The 18,318-nt window shown below is 50.3% G+C and carries 20 protein-coding genes and 1 pseudogene; 13 read left to right on the forward strand and 8 right to left on the reverse strand.

All coding sequences use genetic code 11. From position 1 onward, the window contains the following. Positions 1 to 8 precede the first annotated feature (8 nt). Complete coding sequence (locus tag SYN6312_RS16230; RefSeq protein ID WP_015125976.1) at positions 9 to 662, forward strand: YqiA/YcfP family alpha/beta fold hydrolase; 654 nt, start codon at positions 9 to 11, stop codon at positions 660 to 662. A gap of 39 nt (positions 663 to 701) precedes the next feature. On the opposite strand, the gene def is transcribed toward SYN6312_RS16230, so the two are convergent. Continuing rightward, positions 702 to 1,280: a peptide deformylase gene (gene def, locus SYN6312_RS16235; protein WP_015125977.1), complete on the reverse strand. Its 579-nt coding sequence runs from the start codon at positions 1,278 to 1,280 to the stop codon at positions 702 to 704. Between the two features lie 136 nt (positions 1,281 to 1,416). On the opposite strand from def, the gene SYN6312_RS16240 reads away from it, so the two are divergent. The 5 genes and pseudogenes from SYN6312_RS16240 (at position 1,417) to accB (ending at position 5,321) form a co-directional block, all read left to right on the forward strand. After that, complete coding sequence (locus SYN6312_RS16240) at positions 1,417 to 2,742, forward strand: glycosyltransferase (RefSeq protein WP_015125978.1); 1,326 nt, start codon at positions 1,417 to 1,419, stop codon at positions 2,740 to 2,742. A gap of 67 nt (positions 2,743 to 2,809) precedes the next feature. Further along, complete coding sequence (locus tag SYN6312_RS16245; protein ID WP_041431718.1) at positions 2,810 to 3,649, forward strand: DUF2887 domain-containing protein; 840 nt, start codon at positions 2,810 to 2,812, stop codon at positions 3,647 to 3,649. 62 nt (positions 3,650 to 3,711) lie between these two features. Then, positions 3,712 to 4,028 (forward strand): annotated as a pseudogene (locus SYN6312_RS21080) (DUF29 domain-containing protein). Positions 4,029 to 4,276: 248 nt separating this feature from the next. Next, positions 4,277 to 4,834: an elongation factor P gene (efp, locus tag SYN6312_RS16255; protein ID WP_015125981.1), complete on the forward strand. Its 558-nt coding sequence runs from the start codon at positions 4,277 to 4,279 to the stop codon at positions 4,832 to 4,834. A gap of 10 nt (positions 4,835 to 4,844) precedes the next feature. Beyond that, positions 4,845 to 5,321 carry an acetyl-CoA carboxylase biotin carboxyl carrier protein gene (gene accB, locus SYN6312_RS16260; protein ID WP_015125982.1) on the forward strand — a complete coding sequence of 159 codons (477 nt, stop codon included), beginning with the start codon at positions 4,845 to 4,847 and terminating at the stop codon, positions 5,319 to 5,321. A 70-nt stretch (positions 5,322 to 5,391) separates the two neighbouring features. Here the strand turns inward: accB and rppA are convergent, their stop codons facing one another. Both rppA and SYN6312_RS16270 read right to left on the reverse strand, forming a co-directional pair. Next, positions 5,392 to 6,111 carry a two-component system response regulator RppA gene (rppA, locus tag SYN6312_RS16265; protein ID WP_015125983.1) on the reverse strand — a complete coding sequence of 240 codons (720 nt, stop codon included), beginning with the start codon at positions 6,109 to 6,111 and terminating at the stop codon, positions 5,392 to 5,394. A 174-nt stretch (positions 6,112 to 6,285) separates the two neighbouring features. Continuing rightward, positions 6,286 to 6,807 (reverse strand): DUF4330 domain-containing protein, encoded by a 522-nt coding sequence (locus SYN6312_RS16270; protein WP_015125984.1) that lies wholly within the window; start codon positions 6,805 to 6,807, stop codon positions 6,286 to 6,288. A 176-nt stretch (positions 6,808 to 6,983) separates the two neighbouring features. Here SYN6312_RS16270 and SYN6312_RS16275 point away from each other — a divergent pair, with 176 nt between their 5' ends. Next, positions 6,984 to 7,841 carry a M48 family metallopeptidase gene (locus tag SYN6312_RS16275; protein ID WP_015125985.1) on the forward strand — a complete coding sequence of 286 codons (858 nt, stop codon included), beginning with the start codon at positions 6,984 to 6,986 and terminating at the stop codon, positions 7,839 to 7,841. On the opposite strand, the gene SYN6312_RS18530 is transcribed toward SYN6312_RS16275, so the two are convergent. The 3 genes from SYN6312_RS18530 to SYN6312_RS16290 form a co-directional block, all read right to left on the reverse strand. Then, a complete protein-coding gene (locus tag SYN6312_RS18530) occupies positions 7,838 to 8,866 on the reverse strand; it encodes a Ycf66 family protein (protein ID WP_216594159.1) in 1,029 nt (342 codons plus the stop codon). The two genes, SYN6312_RS16275 and SYN6312_RS18530, sit on opposite strands and share 4 nt — an antisense overlap. An 83-nt stretch (positions 8,867 to 8,949) precedes the next feature. Continuing rightward, complete coding sequence (locus SYN6312_RS16285) at positions 8,950 to 10,602, reverse strand: ABC transporter ATP-binding protein (protein ID WP_015125987.1); 1,653 nt, start codon at positions 10,600 to 10,602, stop codon at positions 8,950 to 8,952. A 67-nt stretch (positions 10,603 to 10,669) separates the two neighbouring features. Continuing rightward, the gene (locus SYN6312_RS16290; RefSeq protein WP_015125988.1) at positions 10,670 to 11,494 is read right to left on the reverse strand and encodes a photosystem II manganese-stabilizing polypeptide; all 825 of its coding nucleotides are present in this window, start codon (positions 11,492 to 11,494) and stop codon (positions 10,670 to 10,672) included. Between the two features lie 233 nt (positions 11,495 to 11,727). Between SYN6312_RS16290 and SYN6312_RS16295 the strand changes: the two genes are divergently transcribed. From SYN6312_RS16295 to SYN6312_RS16305, 3 genes are all read left to right on the forward strand, one after another. Continuing rightward, positions 11,728 to 12,237, forward strand: coding sequence for a GNAT family N-acetyltransferase (locus tag SYN6312_RS16295; RefSeq protein WP_015125989.1), 510 nt, complete (start codon positions 11,728 to 11,730; stop codon positions 12,235 to 12,237). Positions 12,238 to 12,252: 15 nt separating this feature from the next. Further along, entirely contained in the window at positions 12,253 to 13,602 is a 1,350-nt protein-coding gene (locus SYN6312_RS16300; RefSeq protein ID WP_253276379.1) for an ABC transporter substrate-binding protein, read from the forward strand. 141 nt (positions 13,603 to 13,743) lie between these two features. Then, on the forward strand, positions 13,744 to 14,097 hold the full coding sequence (locus tag SYN6312_RS16305; protein WP_015125991.1) for a DUF760 domain-containing protein: 354 nt from the start codon (positions 13,744 to 13,746) through the stop codon (positions 14,095 to 14,097). 29 nt (positions 14,098 to 14,126) lie between these two features. Here SYN6312_RS16305 and SYN6312_RS16310 read toward each other — a convergent pair whose 3' ends face one another. Both SYN6312_RS16310 and SYN6312_RS16315 read right to left on the reverse strand, forming a co-directional pair. After that, entirely contained in the window at positions 14,127 to 15,665 is a 1,539-nt protein-coding gene (locus SYN6312_RS16310) for a mercuric reductase (protein ID WP_015125992.1), read from the reverse strand. 49 nt (positions 15,666 to 15,714) lie between these two features. Next, on the reverse strand, positions 15,715 to 16,299 hold the full coding sequence (locus tag SYN6312_RS16315) for a DUF1997 domain-containing protein (RefSeq protein ID WP_015125993.1): 585 nt from the start codon (positions 16,297 to 16,299) through the stop codon (positions 15,715 to 15,717). Between the two features lie 117 nt (positions 16,300 to 16,416). Here SYN6312_RS16315 and pheA point away from each other — a divergent pair, with 117 nt between their 5' ends. The 3 genes from pheA (at position 16,417) to SYN6312_RS16330 (ending at position 18,264) form a co-directional block, all read left to right on the forward strand. Beyond that, on the forward strand, positions 16,417 to 17,289 hold the full coding sequence (gene pheA / locus SYN6312_RS16320) for a prephenate dehydratase (protein ID WP_015125994.1): 873 nt from the start codon (positions 16,417 to 16,419) through the stop codon (positions 17,287 to 17,289). Between the two features lie 23 nt (positions 17,290 to 17,312). Next, on the forward strand, positions 17,313 to 17,861 hold the full coding sequence (locus tag SYN6312_RS16325; protein WP_015125995.1) for a cytochrome b: 549 nt from the start codon (positions 17,313 to 17,315) through the stop codon (positions 17,859 to 17,861). 118 nt (positions 17,862 to 17,979) lie between these two features. Beyond that, complete coding sequence (locus SYN6312_RS16330; RefSeq protein WP_015125996.1) at positions 17,980 to 18,264, forward strand: response regulator transcription factor; 285 nt, start codon at positions 17,980 to 17,982, stop codon at positions 18,262 to 18,264. The last annotated feature ends 54 nt before the right edge of the window (positions 18,265 to 18,318 follow it).

Consider the following 18,318-nt stretch of genomic DNA (forward strand, 5'->3'; position numbering starts at 1 on the left):
GGGTAAAAATGGCAAGACCAACCTATATTTATTTACACGGCTTTGCCTCTGGGCCGAGGTCTGTCAAGGCGGTGTTTTTCCGGGAAAAGCTTGAGACTCTGGGGGTTCCTCTGCTCATTCCTGACTTAAACCAGCCGGATTTTAGCCAACTGACTTTAACTCGCAATATTATCGCAGTCTCAAGGCTCTTACCTCCCTTCCCTCAACCCGCAGTGTTAATCGGCTCAAGTTTTGGCGGACTCACAGCGGCCTGGGTAGCACAGCACAATTCACAGATAGAACAGTTGGTTTTACTCGCACCGGCCTTTGAATTCAGCCAGGCCTGGCTCCCCCGTTTAGGCGAGCAATTATCCCAATGGCAAACCCAAGGCTATCTGGAGGTGGAGCATTACGCTGATGGCCAACGCCGGCCCCTGAACTATCACTTTGTTGAGGATCTCCAGGCCTATGATGAATCTCAGTTAACCCGCCCTGTCCCAACCCTCATTTTTCACGGAGAGGGGGATGAGGTGATTCCAGTTTCAGCAAGTCAACGCTATGGACAAAGTCGGGCCTGGGTTGAGTTACAGGTACTTAGGGGAGACCATAGCTTAACCGAGAACTGTGAGGATATTTGGCAAACCTTACTGACTAAAAATATTGTGACGGCAACACAGCCCTAAATTACAATTACTTATAGGAAAATGACTAAAAATCTGCCCCTAGGCTTTGAGCGGACGCACGGCCTGGCGAGAAAATCCATGTTCTTTGAGTTCCTGCTGGAGCTTAATGGCATTTTCAACCCGATCCACAAACATCACCCCGGTTAAGTGATCAATTTCATGGAGAATTGCCCGTGCCAAGAGCTCGGTCGCATAAAGCACTTGGGGCCGACCCAGTTCATCTTTGTAAGCGACTTCGATCATAACTGGGCGTTTAACATCTAAATAAACTCCCGGAATACTCAAGCACCCTTCCTCGGCTACTTCTACCTCTTCGCTAACCCCTTTAATGACGGGATTAATCAAAATTAAGGGTGGATTGGCGGCTTCATCGGGATTAATGTCCACAACAATCAACTGTTTATTAATCCCAACCTGGGGGGCTGCCAGGCCAATGCCAGAGGAGCTATACATGGTTTGGAGCATTTTCCGGGCCAATTGGCGCGTGTCTTCATTAACCTGGGTAATCCGCTTTGAGCCTTGCCTTAGTACCTTGTCTCCTAAGAAGTGGAGTTCAAAGGGAGGATTTTTAAGTTTGGTCTTTTCAACTTGGACGGGGGAAGTGGTTAGGCTGGCCATGAAAAATTATGAAGACTATTTGAGAACGTTTAATATAATTCTATTCTACGGTTTCTAGCAATGTGCCGGGCCTGGATGTTCCGGTTGCTCCTATTCCTTAACTAGGCATTTTTTCCATGTGGCAGATTGGCAACCTATGGTGAGTCTTGACTCGGTTTCTCCGCCCCTGATGCCCGGCTCCCGGCCCCTCTCTGCTGGTGTTTTTGTCTGCTTGGAGTGGCAACCCCAGGCCGGTGGGCATGTCAAATGTTGGGAACGCTATGCCCAGGCCGCGGCTAATTTTCCTGACCTAGTGGATGTGACGGTCTATTTCCTGGGCCAAACAGAAGAAGTCGTCACAATTGCCCCAAATGTCCGCTATCACCTCTTGCCCCCCCAATTCAGCACCGGCCAACTCAAATTTCTGCAACAGGGAGCCGGGGACACGGATCTATGGCCCAGCCACACCCGCCTAAGGGAATTTTTACCGCAGCATGATGTTTTTCAAACTACGGATACCTTTAGCTTTGCCCAGGCCGTCCGCCGCTATTGCCAAAAAACAGATCGCCCCCTACTCACCTGTTTGAATACCGATTTACCCCTGTTTACCCAAGTCTATTCCCGAGATATTATTGATCGTCTCTTGGGGGCTGCGGGGTTACGGGGGTATCTGGGCAGGTTACTGTTGGAGCAGTGGCAGTTGGATCAACGCTTGGGAGAAGATGCCCGTAAAAAGTTAAAACGCTTTTGCCAGGCCTGTGACCGAATCTTGGTTTCGCGCCAAGCGGATTATGATTGGTTGACTAGTTTCTTACCCCCAGAGCGGGTGAGTTGGTTTCGCCTGGGCCTGGATCGAGAACTGTTTCATCCCAGTCGGCGCAATTCAGCCCAATTTCGGCAGCGGTTTCAGATTCCCCCGGATGTCCCAGTGTTGCTCTTTGTCGGCCGGGTAGATGCCAGTAAAAAGGTCATGGTGATGGCTGAGGCGGCGCGGCTACTGCTAGATCAGGGTTGTGATTTGCATGTTTTTGTGGCTGGGGCTGGGGGGCAAATGGCTGAGGTGAAGGCATTACTGCGAGACAACGTAACCTTGCCGGGAGTCTTACCCCAAGAAACCCTGGCCCTGGTCTATGCCAGCAGTGATATTTTTGTCTTTCCCTCGGAGTCGGAAACGGGGCCGAATGTGGTTGTGGAGGCGCGGGCGGCGGGATTGCCAGTGGTGATTTCGGGATTTGACAATGGGGCCCGGTTTATTCAACAGCCCGGTGAAGATGGCCTGATCGTGGATAGTCGGGATCCCCAGGCCTGGGCCGCAGCTATTTTACCCCTCTTGACTCATCCAGAACGCCGACAGCACATTGGGGACAAAGCCCATCAAATTACAGCCGCCACCTATTTAACTTGGGCTGAGACCTTTGAACAGGATGTCCTCGGGGCCTGGTCTCAGGTTTACAGTCCAAAAGGGAGGAGGATCCAGATTTAATCGATAGTCCAGTCATTGCTGCGGTCATGATCCACCATCAATATCCCCAGGCCGGGTCGAGATGCAGATGAAAACGGATAAATTATTCTACGCTATCTTTCTATTTCGGACACGGCTGCTAAGTGAACTGATTCCTGGCCTGGATCCGACCTGTGAGTATGAATATACCGCCCCAGTTGTAAAAGCAACCGAATATCGCCTTGATGGAGTCTTTACGCCGCTTGAGCCAACCTTGGAGCAGCCAGTGGTATTTGTTGAAGCTCAGATGCAGTCAGACCCAGGCTTTTATGGACGTTTCTTTGCTGAGATTTATCGTTATTTGCATCAGTACCAAGTTGAACGAACGTGGCGAGGCTTATTAATATTACAGTCAAGACAACAACGCTTAGGGAATGCTCGGCCCTACCTGGAGCCATTAGACCAGCAAGTTAAATCCATTTACCTAGAGGATTTAGCGGCCGCTGACTCATTAAGTCCTACCTTGCGCTTGCTCCAGTTGTTGGTTTTAGATGCCTCGGTGACAGTCCCCGCCGCCCAAAGCCTGTTGGAATCGGTCGCCAGTGAATCAGACTTTAACCAATGGCTGGATGTAGTGGAGGCTATAGTGATAAGTAAATTTCCAGACGCTGGCCTGGAAGGGGTGCGTGCCATGTTAAGTATCCAAACCGAAAATTTAAGTCATACCCAGTTCTACAAGGATGTTCTCAAAATTGGGGAAGAGCAAGGAGAACAGCGGGGGGAGGCCAAAATTGTTTTGCGGCTTTTACAGTATCGTTTTGGACAGATTGATGCTTCCCTTGAGACTCAGGTCAGGACATTAACAACTGAAAAATTAGAAGCATTGAGTGAGGCTCTCCTCGGGTTTCAAGATGTGTCGGAGTTCCAGGCCTGGTTAGGATACAATTAGTCAAAATTTACGATTAATAGCCAGCCATCCCATCATGGTTCTCCTGGGTTAGCGATAACATCATGACTCAAGTCAATCTCACCAATCTCTATGAACAAGACTTTCAACAATGGCTGGAGGAAACCACTGACTCCCTCAGGAATCGAAACTTTGAGCGTCTTGATCTTGAGAATTTGATTGAAGACTAAATGACTTGGGCAACTCAAACCGACTCGCACTCGAAAGTAATGTAACGATCTTACTGGCCCATTTCCTCAAGCTGACGATTCAAGCTGATGCTCCCGATACAATGAAAAATAGTTGGGATAACTCTATTGATGAATACCGTCAACGAGTCCAGAAACAACTCAAAAAGTACTCTTCCTTAAAATCATATTGAAAAACCGCTCTGTTTAGAAGCCTATCCAGGTGCCAGAACCTCAGCCATCCGGGAGGGACAACGGGCAAAGTCTGGAATCACAATTCATGCTGAGGCCGACTATCCAGAGGCTTGCCCATTTTCACAGGCCCAAATTCTAGATGATGATGATCCGGCAAACCCAATAGTTCCCTTTCTCCCTAGAGAATCCCTCGCCCAGGCCACCCGCACGGGGTACAATACAATTTCGGTGAACTTGCGGCCTATTCATGATTTCCAGTAACGATTTTCGCCCCGGTGTCAGCATTGAATTAGATGGTTCGGTATGGCGTGTGGTTGAGTTTTTACACGTTAAACCGGGTAAGGGTTCTGCCTTTGTCCGCACCAAGCTCAAAAATGTCCAATCTGGGAATGTAGTTGAGCGAACGTTCCGGGCTGGTGAAACGGTTCCCCAGGCCAACATTGAAAAAAGCACCATGCAACACACCTATAAAGATGGGGATGACTTTGTCTTTATGGATATGGAAAGCTATGAAGAAGCCAGCCTCAGTGCCGCTCAGATTGGGGATCGGGTCAAGTACTTGAAAGAGGGCATGGAGGTGAATGTAGTCCGGTGGGGGGCTCAAGTTCTAGAAGTAGAATTACCCAATTCTGTCGTCTTAGAAGTGGTGCAAACGGATCCAGGCGTAAAGGGAGACACCGCCACCGGGGGGACAAAACCGGCCATTGTTGAAACCGGAGCCCAAGTGATGGTGCCGTTATTCATCTCCATTGGCGAGCGGATTAAGATTGATACCCGCAGTGATGCCTACTTAGGCCGGGAGTAAAAGAAACACCGTGGAGCTAGACCTAAACCAACTCCGGGAATTAGTCACCATTCTCAACCAAACGGACATTACCGAGTTGAGCCTGAAAAGTGGTGATTTAGAACTGACTCTTAAGAAAGGCACGATGGTTGTGGCTCAGCCAATCCTGACCAGTGCATCAGCTCCTGTAACGTCTCAAACCTCTGTCCCCGCTCCCGAGGTGGTATCGGCTTCTGAACCCACTCCTCCACCCCAGACCCCGAAAAAAGGAGCCGAGATTAATTCCCCCATGGTTGGAACCTTTTATCGGGCCCCGTCCCCGGATGATCCGCCTTTTATTGATGTGGGAGATAGCGTCAAAAAAGGACAAGTCGTCTGCATTATTGAGGCGATGAAACTCATGAACGAAATTGAAGCCGAGAGTAACGGGATTGTCACCGAAATTTTGGTGCAAAATGGCGAACCTGTGGAATTTGGCCAGGCCTTGATCCGCATTAATCCAAGTTAATCCAATTCCTCAATACGGCTCATCTGAATAAGACTAGGTTAGCCACTTAACCCGGCCAGGAGTCTAATCTCTAAAACCACTTTTGCTGACCTGATTGACAACTTCCCTTCAGCCGATATCCCAGCCCATAGACTGTCTCAATTAAATGGTCATAGCCAAAGGCTGTTAGTTTTTTGCGCAGTAGGCGAACCTGAGCCGCCACAACATTACTGGTGGACTCCGAGGCCATGGCCCAAAGTTGGTTTTTAATTTGTTCGCTACTGAGGATTTGTTGTGGATGTTTCATAAAATATTCTAACAATTGAAACTCTTTAGCCGTTAAGGGAATGGTCATGTTGATCTCGGAATTCGGATTATGAATTAAGCTAGCCGTAGCATAGTCAAGGGTCAGTTCGCCCACGGTCAAGGCCTGGGATTGAAATTGGGGTACGCGCCGTTGTAAAGCTCGCAGACGCGCCAAGAATTCCGACATTGCGAAGGGTTTGACTAAGTAATCATCCGCCCCAGCGTCCAGTCCCATAACCCGGTCACTAATTTTATCTTTCGCCGTCAGGATCAGGATGGGTAATGGATTGTTTTGCTGCCGTAGGCGCTGACAGAGTTCGATGCCACTGAGTCCTGGTAATAACCAATCAAAAATCGCCAAGGTATATTCTGTCCAAGGATGATTAAGAAGATTCCAGGCCTGGTTCGCATCTTGCACCCAATCAACAATGTAGTTATTTTGCCTCAGGATTGTTTGAATTGCCGCCCCCAAATCTGGCTCATCTTCAACCAACAACACACGCATTAGACCCAGCTCCTCCTCAAATAGGAAGTTGTGAGGATTAAGAATAACCCTAAATTACAGTCTGAGCATCAGGTAAAAGTTGGGAGTCAGAGGAGGATAGTGAATCGAGATATCAGATGATGATGCTTGCCGATTGATTCTTAATTCTGATGGAGATACCTAATCGGCCAAACTCTAAGAACCCACCCGCACATCCACCACTGTCCCACGGGCATTGTAGTTGGGGTTGTCTAGCTCTACAGGAGTCCCCACCTTGACATTACTATTCCCTAAAACCGGGCCATTGGCCGTAACTTGCCCTTTCCCGATCAGGGTTAACAACACATTGCTACTAAAGGCCATTTCTGGGCGGGGATCTGGTAAGGCCTTGACGGAGCCATCGGGTTGAGAAACGGTAACAGTGCGGGGTAAATAATCAACGGCTTTGATATCCACTTGCCCATAGGGTTGGTTGCGGATAATAAAGTTTGCTTTTTCCCCAGGCCGGACAATGACTTTTGCATCCCGAGTCCCCAGGCCAATCACCAACACATCCACTTCAATGGGTTTACTCGCGGCAACTTGGGCAATGGAAGTCCCGGATTTACCTGGCACAATCAGCAAGCCAATCACTACCAACAGCAAGACCAGGCCAGCCCCAACATCCAAGACACTCAACTTGCCAAATAATCGCCCTTGGGAATCAATCAATGCCATCCATCTGCTCTCAACTCGCCCGTATGGAGATCTGTCGAACCCATTAAAGTTGGCCACATTTCCACACACCAGTCAGCCTATCACGATGTCACCCACCCAGAATGAGCAGAAAGCAAGTGGAACATTCCCAGAGGGGCCTTAGTCTGGAAGTAAAGAACTTTCTGTGATTAAATCCTGTGCCTATCACGCCTCGCCAAAATCGCTGGTTCAAGCGCGTTGCTGCGGTTAGTTTAGCCCTGAGTGTATTGCTCCATCCGCTAACGGCCCAGGCCCAGAGTGTATTGGATCGGATTTTATTTCAAGGCATTCAATTGCTCCAGGTGTCTAATATTTCGCCACAGCAGGAAGTGGCCATTGGTCGTCAAATCAATCAACAAATGCTCAGTCAAGGGATGCGAGTTAATAATAATCCCCAACTCCAGAGCTACATCAATCAAATTGGGCAACGCTTGGTGGCAGTATCTGCACGCAAAAATATTCCCTATACTTTCCAGGTGGTTAATGATCGGGCCGTGAATGCCTTTGCCACAATGGGTGGTTTTGTCTATGTTACGACTGGGTTAATTGCCACGGCGGACAATGAAGCAGAACTGGCGGGAGTGATTGGGCATGAAATGGGGCATATTGAGCAACGTCATGTCATTCGCCAAATGCAGCAAACCCTCTTGGCGCGGGGTCTGTTAACGGCTGCCGGACTAGATCGGGATCAAGGGGTTCAGATGGCCGCAGAGTTAGCGTTTCGGCGGCCCCGCAGTCGGCAAGATGAACTGGAGGCGGATCGGGTTGGCCTGATTCTCTTGGCCCGCAGTAACTATGCCACGATTGGTTTACCCTCATTTTTAACGAAACTAGCCCGCAATCCGGCCCCGCCTGCGATTCTCAGTACCCACCCCGCTGCCCGTGATCGAGCCATCATTGCTGAACAACTGATTCAATCTGGCATTAACAACAACTGCCCGAATACGCCCCAAGAACTGGCCTGTGGGTTAGACAGTTCCATCTATCAGCAAGATATTCGCAGTCGTTTTAATTAACTGATTGGATCAGGGGGCGGCCAATTTGGGTCATGAGGCTCATGGTTTTCTGGTGCTTCCGGCTCTGACTCCCGCACAATTGACTCTGGTTCGGCTGAGACTGGTAAATCTTGGGAGGCATGGGTTTCAGCTTGAATCTCTGGACTTTCTGTGGCTGAGTCAGTCTCTACAGGCGTTGGTTCCTGATTTTCTAGGGCAGATGGGAAAGATTCCAGGCCCTCAGTGTTAACAGGCTGCTCTGATACCGAGGGTTCTGGTGGGGTATTTTCGGTGTTGATTGATGGTTGCAGTTCAAAGGATGGGGGAGTGCTGTCAACTTCAGAGCTAGACTCCTCTGCGGCGGCTACATTAATTTCTGTGGACTCTGCCGCAACAGGTTCGGTAACAGCTTGATCTTCAAGATCAGGGCTAACTGTTTCAACTTCAACCGCTGTAGTTTGTACCTCGGCAACTGTTTCAATTTCGTCTGCAAACTCATCCAGAGCCGTCTCGCTACCTGGGATTTCCGATGTCACAGAGGGGTCAATTGCTTTGGGGCTGGGTAACGGGGCTTTTTGGAATACGCCTTGGAATTGTCCTTTGAGCTTATCGAGATCAACTTTGCTGACCCATTCGGAAATTTGCCCGGCGATTTTGCTGGTCGGAACCCCATCAGTCTCTGACTTTTGGCCGGGGAGAACGGATTTAATCGCTTGGAAGAGTTCCTGGGCCTGGGAGGCATCGGTTTTGAGCTTGGGGTCTGTTAACTGTTGCCGATATTTGAAGCTCTGCCAGGCAAACCAGAAAATCAACACCACCGCCGCCGTTTCCCCCAACAGCAGTCCTCCCCGCAAGCGATCCGCATAGATCCAGAGCGTCAAGGCAAAGAACAAGCCAACCCCGCTCAAGATCAGATCATTTTTGCGGTGTAATTCTGGAAAAAAGAAGGCAGTTAAATAAAGGCCAAAGCTTCCAAAGGCAACGGCCCAGGCCAGCAAATAGGTCAACATTGCCTCATCGTCCTCTGTGACAACGGTGTGTACCAAATAAGCTCAACCCCTACCTTATCACCCCACGCGGGGCCTGGATGAAACCACGCGCAGGAGTCCATTAGGGCGATTTGCAATTCTTAATGACTGGCTTGGGCTGGAGTCAGGAGAGGAGCGGCCTGGAGCAGAGTTTGGGTATAGGGATGTTGGGGCTGTTGAAATATTGTTTCCGTGAGACCAATCTCGACAATTTGCCCGGCCTGCATGACTGCAATTCGATCACAGAAAAACCGGGCCACCGCTAAGTCGTGGGTAATAAACAAATAGGTCAAATTAAACTCGGCTTTGAGGTGCTGCATTAACTCCAAAACTTGGGTTTGAATATGGGCATCCAGCATACTCACTGGCTCATCACAAATCACCAGTTGGGGATGGGTAATTAAGGCCCGCGCAATGGCCACCCGTTGGCGTTGACCACCGGAGAGTTCCTTGGGATACCGCGCAAAGTAGGTTTCGGGGGGGACTAATTCAACCCATGCCAAAATATCCAGCACCCGCTCTTGGGCCGTTTTGGGCGTAGCCAGGCTATGAATCAATAACGGCTCTAATAGGTTTTGTCCCACGGTCATAAGAGGATTCAAACAGGCATGGGGATCTTGAAAGATCATCTGGAGTTCGCGGCGGCGGGGGCGCATTTGCCTGGAGGTGAGTTGGGTTAAGTCTTCCCCGTGAAATTGCACTCTCCCCCCAGTCGGCATGACGAGTTGGAGAATTGTCCGTGAGAGGGTACTTTTGCCACAGCCCGATTCCCCGACCAGGCCCAGAGTTTCCCCCGCATAAATGTCGAGAGTGATCCCATCCACAGCTTTGATGAAATGGGGAGCTTGGCCAAGGAGTTGGGCAATGGGGTTTGGAGCCAGGGTGTAGTGGCGTTCCAGGTGATCCAAACTCAGCAGGACTGGGGTATCCGCATCGGGTGGGGCCGTGGGAGTTTCGGGGGCCTGGTGCATCCGGCGGGCTGCATTAAGGAGGGCCTGGGTATAGGGCTGTTGGGGGTTGCTGAGAATTTCCCTGGCGTTGCCTGCTTCAACCAGTTGCCCCTGATGCATCACGGCCAGCCGCTGGCAATATTTACCCACCAGAGCTAAATCATGGGAAATCAATAATAGGCCCATTTCTCGCGCTTGGCACAGTCGAGTCAGTTCTGTCAAAATTTGGGCGGCCACCGTGACATCAAGGCTGGTGGTGGGTTCATCGGCAATGATTAAGACCGGCTCCAACAGCAAGGCCAGGGCAATGGCGACTCGTTGACGCATCCCCCCGCTAAATTCATGGGGATATTGATCCATGCGGGCGGCGGGAATTTTGACGGTTTCTAAGGTGGTCTTAATTTTGCTGAGTTTTTGGGCTCTAGAGAGATGGGGTGCATGGGCCTGGAGGACTTCCCAACAATGATCCTTTACCGTCATTAAGGGATTGAGGCGCGTCATTGGGTCTTGAAAGATTAAGCCCACTTGTTCCCCCCGCCACCGTTGTAAGGCTCGTCCCTTTAAGGTCAGGATATTGCTACCATCCACCCAAATGCTGCCTCTAATTTGGGAACCTGGGGGTAACAACTGCAAAATAGCTCGCCCAATGGTTGATTTGCCACAGCCCGACTCCCCCACCAGGCCGAGGCATTCTCCCCCTTGCACCTGCAAAGAAACCCCAACCACTGCTGCCCGTAATTCAGGATTAATCGCCCTGGGATAAGCAATGGATAGGGTTTGGAGTTCTAATCGGGTGTTACTCATCCACTAACAGTACCGGACAAACGGATACAGGGAAAGGGCGGCAGCGTTAGTTTCAAGTTTAGGCAGTTTAGGCGGTCGGCTCAATCCGAGCGTAAAAGACCCCTTGGATTTTCATTTCTTTAGCTTCGTGGGCCCCAAGGTCATCATCGGATAGTTGCTCACTCAAGAACGTCCCGGCAATTTCCCCTGTGCGCCCATCCACTTTAGACACTTCCAGGGAGATATTCCCTTTGCTCAACCCAAACCGCTTGACATTGGCCTTGAGCAACTCTTCACTGTCCGCTTTGTTGGGAATTGCGACGGCGTTGTCATAGCCAGTGGTTAAGCCCCGCCCTTTCGGATCGAGAAAGTTAGAGGTGCGGTAAGACGGAACGCTATATTCCCCTTTGAAATCCGTAGAAGTGGTAATGCTGGTGATGTTGGGTTCAGTACTGGCAACGAGATTTTTCACAGAAAATAGGAACGGAACCCGCTCGCCACCGGGCATTTGCACCGTAATGGCCTGGAAGTCAAACCCATCTTCTTCAATGAAGGTTAAGCTACCATCGCTGTTAATTTTCAAGGGTCCTTGCACCTGATCCAGACTTGAGGTTTTGCGAGTCACGAGTTTTGTGGGCACAAATTCTGCGGCTTGCCGTTTATTTTTCGGTTCTTCTTTGACTAAAAAGTTTGTGGGTTGCAGACAGAGATCGGTGATAGCGTAGGATTTGGTCGGATCAATTCCATAGGCCCCCCGAGCCGAATCATCCAAGGTGGGGCAATTGTTGGCCAGGCCAGTCCCGACAATATCGTCATAGGTTACACCCTGTTTCGCAGCCAAGGCTGAACCACTCCAGGTTACAAACCCGAGGCACAGCAGGCAAAAAGCAAGTATTAAAGCACGGTATCTCATGATTAACCTCAGAAGTCAAAGCACAGCAGATCATCAAGCACGTCAAAAGTCATAAATAAGTATGGGTTAAATTTTGACCGCCCAGGCCAGGGCCCTTCGGATAAAAATAAGTCCCAAGATGAAAAATAAGGTGCAAGTCGCCTCATTCAACCCTTGATTATACGAAGCATTGAGATCCCCAGGCCCCTTTTGTTGCGAAAACCTGTGGAGATTAGCTGCCCTAGGATACCTGTATGCCTGAAATTCCTTATCAAGTCCGCCGTTTTATCCCTGCCGATGCGCCCCAGATTGCCCAACTTTTCCATGACACCATCCATCGGATTAACGCCCAAGACTATTGTCCCGCCCAAATCCAGGCCTGGGCCCCCGATGATCTACATTTTTGTGATTGGGCAAGCCGCTGTGGGGCCAGAATAACTTTTGTTGCAATTGATCCAGTCCCAGGCCTGGCCATGGCATCGGACAAGATTATTGGCTTTGGCGAACTGGAATCATCGGGTCACATCGGCTGTTTTTATGGCCATTGGCAATATCAACGGCGAGGGGTGGGGCGATTGCTCTATCAAGCCTTAGAAAATGAAGCCATAACACGGGGCCTGGAGAGTTTACGAGTTGAAGCCAGTATTACCGCCCGCCCTTTTTTTGAACGGATGGGGTTTAGCCTCATTGAGCCGCAACAGGTTTTTTGTCGGGGCCAGTGGCTCTTGACCAATCGGATGTTGAAGTGCCTGACTCGCGCTTAAGAGTAATGCTATAGTTTGGGGTTATTGTTACCCGTTTATGTGGTGAGTTGGAGTAAAGCAGCTATGGCTCAGTCAGGGTTTTGGGGATGTAAGTTCGGGCTTGGCCTGGGGGCATTGTTGGTACTTGCAACCCTAGGGGCCTGTGATAAGGCAACTCAAACGGGTAGCGATGGTGGAGCAACAAATAGTGGTTTACGGATTGGCTCCCTACTTCCCTCTACGGGCGACCTTGCTTCTGTGGGACAACCCATCGTGGATACTGTGCCCCTAGTGGTCGAAACCGTGAATGCCTGTGGGGGTGTGAATGGTCAACCTGTTACCCTGATTGCGGAAGATGACCAATCCAGTCCGGCGGCGGGGGCCGAGGCCATGACCAAACTGGTGGAGGTGGATAAGGTGGCGGGGGTAGTGGGTTCCTTTGCCAGTGGTGTCTCCAATGCGGCGGTGGATATTGCGGCCCGGGGTAAGGTGGTCTTAATTTCTCCCGGTAGTACTAGCACTCTCCTCACAGAACGGGCGGCCAAAGGAGACTTTAATGGCTACTGGGCTAGAACGGCTCCTCCCGATAATTACCAGGCCGTGGCCTTGGCCCAGTTAGCTTATGAGCGGGGGTTACGAAAGGTTTCTACTGTGGTGATCAATAATGACTATGGCCGCAGTTTTGAAAAGGAATTTGTCACAGCCTTCAAGAAATTGGGCGGCACAGTTGTTAACGAAGCCAATCCAACTCGGTATGATGAACGGGCCTCTACGTTCAATACGGAAGCCGCCCAGGCCTTTGCCAATAAACCCGATGGGGTGGTGGCGATTCTTTATCCTGAAACCGGAAGTCTTTTACTCAAATCTGCCTTTGAGCAGGGCCTTACACCAGGGGTACAAATTTTACTCACCGATGGCGTGAAATCTGATACCTTTCCGGCCCAAGTGGGCAAAACTAGCGATGGCAAATTTATCCTCGCTGGGGCTGTGGGCACTGTTCCAGGTGCAGATGGTCAAGCACTAGCCCAAGTGACGAAAGTTTGGGAAGCCAAGTATAAATCTGCCCCGCCTGCATTTGTCCCCCAGGCCTGGGATGCGGCGGCCCTGTTGATGTTAGCGGCCCAAGCTGCCGGAGTGAATACTGGCGAAGGCATCAAGGCCCACTTATTAGAGGTTTCTGGGGGGTCTGGGACACCCGTAGATGATGTTTGCCAGGGGCTAAAGTTGTTGCGCAAAGGCGAGAAAATCAACTACCAAGGAGCCAGCGGTAACGTGGATATTGATGCCAATGGGGATGTCGTGGGAGTCTATGATATTTGGCAAGTTGGGGATGACGGCATCTTAAAAGTGATTGGGAAGGTTACACCCAAACCCAACAATCCCTAGGCAATCTCAGCCATCTTTGTTGGTTTCATTATTCAGAGTAAAGAATGCCGGTTCTTCAGGTTCGGTATTTTCGCCTCAGGATCTCATGTCACACCGTAAACAAAGATGGCAGAATAAGAGTCACGTTAAGCGGAATTGGGTATGGTCTTTAACTCTGAAAATAGTGAATTCTTCTCCGACGCTACCGAAGAGCACACCAACAATCTGCTGCTGAAATACCTCCAAAATCAGTCCCCAGAAGTTTTGTCACGGGTGGCCCGCTCTGCTAGCCCAGAAATCCGCCAAATTATTAGTCATAATGTCCAAGGACTGGTGGGGGGATTACCCTCTGAGGCTTTTAATATTCAAATCACAACAGATCGAGATAACTTAGCGGGCCTGTTAGCCTCGGCAATGATGACCGGGTATTTCTTACGCCAAATGGAACAACGGATGGAACTAGAAGCTGGTTTTGCCAGTTCCTTGTCTGTAACCCCCGTTGAGAGTCAAGATTAAGTTGAATTTTAAGGATTCAGTCAATTCGATCACCGTGCCAGCCAACGCACTATTTTCAACAGAGCTTGAGATCCAGGCCTTAGTAGGGTGGCTTGGTAGTAATGGTCGGCAGCTTTTTTAAGAATCTCGGCTTGGGTAGGGTAGGGAAAGATGGTTTGACTCAAGCGAGAAAGTCCCTGATTTGTCCCCATGGCCTGGGTAATGTAACTGATCAGTTCCCCGGCTCCATGACCGACAATCGCCGCCCCCAGAATCCGATCGGAATTGTGACTCAAGACTAATTCTAAAAACCCCTGGGTTTCCCCCTCCGTCACGGCCCGATCTACCTCCTGAAAGGGAATTTTCAAGATTTGCACCTTCAGATGTTTGACCTTGGCCTGGGCGGCACTGATTCCCACACTGGCAACCTCTGGATCCGTATAGGTGACACGGGGAACAAGTAACTGACTGACGTTGCTGCGACCCAGGCCCCCAGGGGAAAAGAGGGCATTCTTAATCACAATCCTGGCTCCAGCATCGGCGGCATGGGTAAATTTCCAGGCCTGGCACACATCCCCAGCGGCAAAAATATGGGGTTGACGGGTTTGCAAATAATCATTCACGACAATACCCCGGCCTGGTTGAGCTTCCACCCCCGCCGCCGCCAAATTCAAGGTTTCAATATTGGGAGTTCGCCCCGCCGCCACTAAAATTCCATCTACGGTCAAGGACTGAATCTCTTGGGGATGTTCGACTCGGTAGTAATCCATTTGGGCTTGGCTGCCAGTGGCGATAACAGTTTGAATCTGGGTAGATGTTTTAATCTCAATGCCTTCTTGACGGAGACAAGTTTCTAGGAGTTGGGCTGTGTCGAGATCTTGGTGGGGCAAAATTTGAGCGGCCCGCTGGAAAATCGTCACCTGACTGCCCAAGCGTTGTAGGGCCTGCCCCAGTTCACAGCCAATCGGCCCGCCGCCAATAATAGCCAGTTTTTGCGGTAGTTCTGTCAGGTTAAAGATGGTTTCGTTGGTGAAATAGGGAACAGTGTCCAGGCCTGGGATGTTCGGGATTGTGGCCCTCGCTCCGGTGGCAATCACAGCCCGTTTAAAGGTCAAAATCTGCTGCTCAACGTAGAGATGGTGGCTATCCCGAAATTGGGCTGTCCCGAAAAAGACATCTATTCCGGCCTGGTGGCAGCGTTCTACGGAATCATGATGGCTGATCTCGGCCCGGACTGCTCTGACCCGTTCCATCACCTGAGCAAAATTGATAGTCGGGTGGGGACAATGGATGCCATAGGGGGCGGCATTACGGATCTGGTGGGTTCTTCTGGCGGCGGCAATCAAGGTTTTTGACGGAACACAGCCCCAATTTAAGCAATCCCCCCCCAAGAGGCTTTTTTCAATCAAGGCAATTTTGAGGCCGAGGTTCAACTCTGCAGCCCCAATCGCAGTCACTAATCCGGCCGTGCCACCCCCGATCACCACTAAGTCATAGCAGGAAGCTGGTGTGGGATTTTCCCAATTGGGCGGATGGACTCGGGCCAGCAAGGCCTGGTTAAACTCATCTAAGGGCAGGGGTAAGGACATCTAGATCACTCAGACACTATAGGCAAGTTGATCAGTCCAAAATAGTGGTTTAAACCAGGCCTGGGACAGTCACCATGCCCTCTTCGGCGGGGAGTTCGTGGGGGTGTTGCTCCTCCAGCCAGGCCCCATAATCGGCCAAAAGTTGGTGCATGAGGCGCTGTTTGATGGTGAGGAGGACACTTTTTAATAGGCCATTGCCAGTCGCTTCCAAAATTGGCAGGGGGGTTAAAGATAAGGGGGGCGGCATATCAACTCCCACTTTTAAGTCGGCCTGGCCAATCAGTTTGGTTTGGTTTGGGGTGACTTCCGGCCGTAAATAGCCAATCAGATCCAAGCGAAACCGCTGATTGATATAGTCCACCCCGCGAATTTCACAGGCCTTGGAACGTAGGCGAATACTTCCATCTGCTGCAGCCTTAACTTCCATATCCACCACGGGCTGCAAGGTGATCATCAAAAAGTTCACGGGGCGCATTTTTAAGCGAAAGCAATGTTCCCCCAAAAGCTCGACTCGGGTTGGGTCAGTCAGGGCATGGACAAGGCGTTGGGGCTGGCGTAAATAGTGTTGGATGGGGGTAGGATGACTGGGCACATCCAGGGTTACAGTTTGGTTAGCCGTAAAGTGGAGATACATATAACCTGAGAACCCCTTTAACTTTCTTAACCTAAGTTTACAATATTTCCACAGTGGGCGGTTTATCCCCAACCTAAACTCTAAACAAGCCTTTCATCTGTTTTGGAACCTTGCCCCATGCCCATCACCCTTGCTCACCTTGGTCCCGCCGGAACCTATGCGGAGATGGCGGCCTTGGCATTTGGAAACACACTCAGTCTGAAACACCCCGAGACTTTTGATTTACACCCCTATCCGAGTATTGCTCAATCCCTCCAGGCCTTGGATCGGGGTGAGGTTCACTATGCCATTGTCCCCGTGGAGAATTCCCTCGAGGGCAGCGTCAATATGACCCTTGATACCCTCTGGCAGTTGAAACACATTCAAATTACCCAGGCCCTTGTCTTGCCAATCTCCCATGCTTTTGTAACCCAGGCCACCGATTTAACAAAAGTTCAAAACGTTTACTCACATCCCCAGGCCCTTGGTCAATGCCAACCTTGGTTACAGGAATTTTTACCCCAGGCCAGTCAAATCCCCACCAACTCCACCAGTGCCGCCTTAAGCTATCTCACCACTGATCCCACTACTGCGGCCATTACCTCCATCCGGGCCGCCCAACTCCATCATTTGCCAATTTTTGCCCGTGATATCCAAGCCTACCCCCTTGAGGCTGATACCCCGATGAACTGTACGCGCTTTTGGGTCATGAAACCCCGCGAGACTGACGGCTGGCCCCAGGCCGGTGATAGCTATACCTCCTTAGCCTTTAGTTTGCCTAACAATTGTCCGGGGGCATTAGTCAACGCCTTAATGATCTTTGCCCAACGAAATATTAACCTCAGTCGGATTGAATCCCGCCCCAGTAAACGCAGCTTGGGGGATTATTTATTTTTCCTAGACTTGGAAGTTGGGGAGAAGAGGGAGATTGTCCATACTGCCCTTGAGGAACTTCAGGCCCACACAGAAGTCTTGCACGTTTGGGGCAGCTATTCGATTGCAATGGTCTAATGTTCAAGGGGGATACTTTACCTATGGCTCAGTGGTTAGCAGTCAAAACCCGTGTTAATTCTGCCTTTCAGTTATTAATGTCTTTCCATTGGGCCATGTACGGTTGCTTTCTCATTTTGTTTACCACCGGAACAATCATGGCTCGCCTAACCCGTGGTACCCCCGGCCGCAGTGAGATGTACGACTTCCATAAGGGCCTGGGGGTGATTGTTCTACTCCTACTGGTGGCCCGGTTGCTGGTGCTACTGCGGGTTTGGTGGCGCAAATATACTAAACAGTTGCCCAAATTTTCCCCGGCCTGGTGGCAGAAATGTCTTCTTCATGGCCTCCTATATCTGTTTATGGTGGTTGTGCCCTTAAGTGGGTTGTTGTTTTCCAATTCTCGCCGCAGTGGTTCTGTGCAAGTGTTTGGGATGACCCTACCAGATCTATTTCCGGTCAATCCAAAGGTTGTAGAGTTGGGCCAGGACTTGCATTTTTGGTTGGCCTACACCTTTTTGCTTACCATTGTGGTTCACATCATTGCCCAGAGAAAATTTGTCCAGGCCCAGTGGCGGCGATATTTTACTTAAGAGGGTGTGGACAGGCCTAAAATTACTGATCCAGTTAAATATTTTTTAGGGATATGATTGACCACACCCCCTACAATCGAAGAAACCACTGAGTAATTATACGGACTAACCCAGGCCAATGCAGACCACTGACACCCAAGACTACCCCCTTCTTTCCGAACGTGAATTACAGGTGATTGAATTAGTGGCGGCGGGATTGACCAATCAAGAAATTGCCGTGGAACTGGACATCAGCAAACGTACCGTTGACAACCACATCAGCAATATTCTCACCAAAACTAAAACCGATAATCGGGTTGCCCTTGTCCGTTGGGCCTTGCAATGGGGGAAGGTTTGTCTAGATCATGTTAACTGTTGTCCATTGCCCAGCCGCTCCCCTCTCGTGAATGAATCCCAGGCCTAGGATTGGGGATTGTCCCTGGAGATCAGGACTGAGCGGCGGGGTTCAATGTTTGGT

Origin of the sequence: Synechococcus sp. PCC 6312 (assembly GCF_000316685.1) — a bacterium.
GTDB lineage: Bacteria > Cyanobacteriota > Cyanobacteriia > Thermosynechococcales > Thermosynechococcaceae > Pseudocalidococcus.

Excerpts from the sequence above, each read along its gene's own strand:
- SYN6312_RS16230 (WP_015125976.1), top strand. The coding sequence starts at position 9 with ATGGCAAGACCAACCTATATTTATTTACACGGCTTTGCCTCTGGGCCG.
- def (WP_015125977.1), bottom strand. The coding sequence starts at position 1,280 with ATGGCCAGCCTAACCACTTCCCCCGTCCAAGTTGAAAAGACCAAACTT.
- SYN6312_RS16240 (WP_015125978.1), top strand. The coding sequence starts at position 1,417 with ATGGTGAGTCTTGACTCGGTTTCTCCGCCCCTGATGCCCGGCTCCCGG.
- SYN6312_RS16245 (WP_041431718.1), top strand. The coding sequence starts at position 2,810 with ATGAAAACGGATAAATTATTCTACGCTATCTTTCTATTTCGGACACGG.
- efp (WP_015125981.1), top strand. The coding sequence starts at position 4,277 with ATGATTTCCAGTAACGATTTTCGCCCCGGTGTCAGCATTGAATTAGAT.
- rppA (WP_015125983.1), bottom strand. The coding sequence starts at position 6,111 with ATGCGTGTGTTGTTGGTTGAAGATGAGCCAGATTTGGGGGCGGCAATT.
- SYN6312_RS16270 (WP_015125984.1), bottom strand. The coding sequence starts at position 6,807 with ATGGCATTGATTGATTCCCAAGGGCGATTATTTGGCAAGTTGAGTGTC.
- SYN6312_RS16285 (WP_015125987.1), bottom strand. The coding sequence starts at position 10,602 with ATGAGTAACACCCGATTAGAACTCCAAACCCTATCCATTGCTTATCCC.
- SYN6312_RS16290 (WP_015125988.1), bottom strand. The coding sequence starts at position 11,494 with ATGAGATACCGTGCTTTAATACTTGCTTTTTGCCTGCTGTGCCTCGGG.
- SYN6312_RS16295 (WP_015125989.1), top strand. The coding sequence starts at position 11,728 with ATGCCTGAAATTCCTTATCAAGTCCGCCGTTTTATCCCTGCCGATGCG.
- SYN6312_RS16305 (WP_015125991.1), top strand. The coding sequence starts at position 13,744 with ATGGTCTTTAACTCTGAAAATAGTGAATTCTTCTCCGACGCTACCGAA.
- SYN6312_RS16310 (WP_015125992.1), bottom strand. The coding sequence starts at position 15,665 with ATGTCCTTACCCCTGCCCTTAGATGAGTTTAACCAGGCCTTGCTGGCC.
- SYN6312_RS16315 (WP_015125993.1), bottom strand. The coding sequence starts at position 16,299 with ATGTATCTCCACTTTACGGCTAACCAAACTGTAACCCTGGATGTGCCC.
- pheA (WP_015125994.1), top strand. The coding sequence starts at position 16,417 with ATGCCCATCACCCTTGCTCACCTTGGTCCCGCCGGAACCTATGCGGAG.
- SYN6312_RS16325 (WP_015125995.1), top strand. The coding sequence starts at position 17,313 with ATGGCTCAGTGGTTAGCAGTCAAAACCCGTGTTAATTCTGCCTTTCAG.
- SYN6312_RS16330 (WP_015125996.1), top strand. The coding sequence starts at position 17,980 with ATGCAGACCACTGACACCCAAGACTACCCCCTTCTTTCCGAACGTGAA.